Source organism: Streptomyces sp. CB01635, assembly GCF_002803065.1.
GTDB lineage: Bacteria > Actinomycetota > Actinomycetes > Streptomycetales > Streptomycetaceae > Streptomyces.
On sequence record NZ_NNBL01000059.1, the window covers coordinates 1 to 3152 of the forward strand.

General features: G+C 70.4%; 3 protein-coding genes. 2 read left to right on the forward strand and 1 reads right to left on the reverse strand.

The window, feature by feature from the left end; translation table 11 throughout:
- Positions 1–187 precede the first annotated feature (187 nt).
- Positions 188–802: a hypothetical protein gene (locus CG723_RS45815; RefSeq protein WP_100599480.1), complete on the forward strand. Its 615-nt coding sequence runs from the start codon at positions 188–190 to the stop codon at positions 800–802.
- 17 nt (positions 803–819) lie between these two features.
- Here the strand turns inward: CG723_RS45815 and CG723_RS45820 are convergent, their stop codons facing one another.
- Complete coding sequence (locus CG723_RS45820) at positions 820–1746, reverse strand: RDD family protein (RefSeq protein ID WP_100599481.1); 927 nt, start codon at positions 1744–1746, stop codon at positions 820–822.
- A 110-nt stretch (positions 1747–1856) separates the two neighbouring features.
- On the opposite strand from CG723_RS45820, the gene CG723_RS45825 reads away from it, so the two are divergent.
- Positions 1857–2864 (forward strand): stage II sporulation protein M, encoded by a 1008-nt coding sequence (locus tag CG723_RS45825; RefSeq protein ID WP_100599482.1) that lies wholly within the window; start codon positions 1857–1859, stop codon positions 2862–2864.
- Positions 2865–3152: the final 288 nt, after the last annotated feature.

Genomic DNA, 3152 nt, shown 5'->3' on the forward strand with positions numbered 1-3152 from the left:
GGCCTCGTACATCGGCGTGGAGGTCGACGGCCCGTACAAGCCGGACCACTACCGCTACTGATCCCGAGCGGACCCCGGTGCTACGCAGGCCCCTCGCACTCCGGTGCGGGGGGCCTGCCCCGTACCGGCCCGGGCATCCCGCACCACCCGACGTCCGCACGACTCCGAAGGACCTCGAGAGCCCCTCATGCCCCGCGGCCGCTATTCGCTCCACGACACCCACGACCACACCCCCCTCGGCGAAGAACACTTCCACTGCGCCCCCGGCCCCTCCGGCTGGCGCTACGTCTCCCAGACCGTCACCCCCTCCGGCGACCACGCCGGCTCCGTCGACCTGGCCATCGACGAACTCGGCCGCCCCATCCGCCTCGAACTCAACGCGGCGAGCTGGCAAGTACGGGGAGCAGCCATCGACGGCGTCACCTGGGTACGCACCGACCCCACCGGCACCCACGCCACCGAGGGAAACGCCCCCGCCCACGCCTTCACCGGGACCTCGCCGGCCTTCCTCGTCGCCACCGCACGCCTGCTGCGCCTCACCCCCGCTTCCCCCGCGACCCGCGTCCGACTGGTCCGCTTCACCGACCCGGTCCTGGCCCCCCTCACCCTCGACCAGTCCTGGGCCCTGCTGAAAACAGAAACACACGCCACTGACACCGGCCCCCTGAACGTCGACGAATACCAGGTCACAGACCTGGACACCGGGGAACAGCAGGCCGTCCACCTCGCCGGCGACGTGGTGCTCGCCGCCCCCGGCATCGAACTCGAACACCTCGAATCCCCGCCGTCGACCTTCGCCTGAGAAGCGGCGGCCCCGCGTCAGGCAGGCGGCACGAAACCGGTGCCCGGCCCCTCGTCCTCGCGAGGACCCGCAGCCGTGACATCGGAGGTGGGCGGCGCAGCAGCCGCGACAGCAGGACCCACGGGCGGCCCAACAGGCGTCGCAGCACCCGGATACACCGGCCTCGGCCCGCCCACCGGAGCTGCAGCCCCCGCCCCGCCGCCGAACGCCCGCCGCGCATCCCGCGACTGCCGCTCATGCACCACCGCGGCCAGATACGCCGCAGGCGGCACATCCCCCGGCGCCGGAGCCCCCGTACAAGCCGCCAGATCACCGGCAAGCCGCTCAGCCATCGAATGGCCCACCTGCGGATCCAGCTGCCCCATCCGCGTCAGATACGACCGGACCGCCAGCCACAGCCCGTCCGGCACCCCCGACAGATCGAGCCCGGAGAACCGCCCCACCAGCCACGGCGGCGGCGGAGGCACGAACCGCGCCGGCCCCGCCGGCACCCGCTCCCGCACGACGAGCGTCCCCGCGAACACGTCCCCGAGCCGCCGCCCCCGCTCGGACACCAGCGACGCAATGCACGCGACCACCCCGAACGTCATGAGGATCTCCACCACCCCGACTGCCCCGCGCACCAGCGCATGCCGGAACCGGATCGGCCCCCCGTCGTCCCGCACCACACGAAGCCCGCACGCCAGCTTGCCCAGCGAACGCCCATGGCTCAGCGTCTCCACCGCAATCGGCACCCCGACAAGCACCAGCAAAAACGTCGCCACCGCCACCGCGGCGGCCGCCGCCTGGTCCAGGGAAGCGGTCGACGCCACGATCCCCATCGTCACCAGGATGTACACGGTGAACGCCACGACAAGATCGATGACCACTGCCAAAGCCCGACTGGGCAGTTTCGCGGGGCGCAGCTCAAGAGCCACCGCCTCGCCCGTCACAAGCTCACTCACGCCGGCCGTCCTTCCCTGCCCTGCCCTCGGAACCGCCAGTCTGCCAAGCTGAGGGCACATCGCGCCGCAGAGGTAGCCGCAGAAACAGCAGCCGAGGAGCAGCCGACCCGATGGACCTCGACGTCTTCGTGTCCGCCCACCGAGCCGAGTGGGACCGACTGGACGCGTTGCTGCGCCGCAGGCGCCGCCTCACCGGCGCCGAAGCGGACGAACTCGTCACGCTCTACCAGCGGGCCGCGACCCACCTCTCCCTGATCCAGTCCAGCGCCCCGGACCCCCAGATATCCGGCCGCCTCACACAATTGGTGGCACGCGCGCGTAGTGCCGTGACAGGCACCCGCCGCGCCTCCTGGCGCGACGTGACCCGCTTCCTGACCCAGGGCTTCCCCGCGGCGGTCTACCGCTCCCGCCACTGGTGGGTCCCCACCGCGCTCCTCTCCACCGCGATAGCCGCCCTCCTGGGCTGGTGGATAGGCACCCACCCCGAAGTGCAGGCATCGATAGCCGCCCCTTCCGAACTACGCGACCTCACGCGCCCGGGCGGCCAGTACGAGACGTACTACTCCAGCCACCCCGCGGCCTCCTTCGCCGCCCAGGTGTGGACGAACAATGCCCAGGCCGCCGCCATGTGCCTGGTCCTGGGCGTCTTCCTGGGACTCCCCGTCCTCTGGATCCTCTTCCAGAACATGCTGAACCTGGGTGTGGGCATCGGCCTGATGTCCTCGGCCGGCCGTCTCGACACCTTCCTCGGCCTGGTCCTGCCCCACGGCCTCCTCGAACTGACGGCAGTCTTCGTAGCGGCCGGAACGGGGCTGCGCCTCGGCTGGACCCTCATCGACCCGGGCCCCCGAACCCGCCGCGCGGCCCTCGCCGAGGAAGGCCGCGCCGCCCTGGGAATGGCGATCGGCCTGGCACTCATCCTCTTCATCTCGGGCGCGATCGAAGGCTTCGTCACCCCCTCGGGCCTCCCCACCTGGGCCCGCATCACCATCGGCGTCCTCGCCGAGCTGGCATTTCTCGTCTACGTCTACGTCCTCGGCGGCAGAGCGGCGCGTGCCGGCGAGACGGGGGACCTGGACAAGGCGGAGCGCAGCGCCTCGGTTCCCACTGCCGCCTGATGTGCGTTCGCGGCGTCTGACCTGCTAGTCTCCTCGTCGCCCCACAAAAGCTGTTGACACAGACGGAGTGGGGAGGTAGATTCGAACAGTTGCCCCGGATTCGACAGAGTCGGCCGCAACGACTAAGGTCTAGCTCGCTTCCGAGAGTTTTTCTCCCGAAGCGCACCCCCGATAAATCGGAAAACGAACGCCGGTCAATCCGGCCGAGAACTTCTGATAAAGTCGGAACCGCCGGAAAGGGAAACGCGGAAGCCGAAAGGCCGGAGCGGAAACCTGAAAGGCACCGAG

What these genes read in the sequence shown, in the direction of transcription:
- CG723_RS45815 (WP_100599480.1), top strand. Translation starts at nt 188, where the DNA reads ATGCCCCGCGGCCGCTATTCGCTCCACGACACCCACGACCACACCCCC.
- CG723_RS45825 (WP_100599482.1), top strand. Translation starts at nt 1,857, where the DNA reads ATGGACCTCGACGTCTTCGTGTCCGCCCACCGAGCCGAGTGGGACCGA.